Below are 245 nucleotides of genomic sequence, written 5' to 3' on the forward strand. Positions count from 1 at the left end.
CAAACGGAAAAAACATTGGACTTTCAACTTTAATTAAAGTATCGAAAGGACTTAATTCGGTCGAGTACTCAAATAAAATGGACTGGACTGAAATAGAATGGGTTAACAATTGGCTAAATCATCACATGCATAGGCATTTAAGGCCATATCCATGGATAATTCATCAAGCACTCGAAGTTTTAATCCCTTTTGTTGACCCGAAAGAGCCATTAGTAAAATCAAATAGGACTATTCACTCTTTTTAT

General features: G+C 34.3%; 1 protein-coding gene. It reads left to right on the forward strand.

The window, feature by feature from the left end; translation table 11 throughout:
• Positions 1-245 (forward strand): hypothetical protein (locus tag ACRHNM_RS17800; RefSeq protein ID WP_431137974.1); only part of this gene is annotated, 245 nt, incomplete at both ends.

Origin of the sequence: Psychroserpens mesophilus, from assembly GCF_050617655.1 — a bacterium.
GTDB classification, from domain to species: Bacteria; Bacteroidota; Bacteroidia; order Flavobacteriales; family Flavobacteriaceae; genus Psychroserpens; species Psychroserpens mesophilus_A.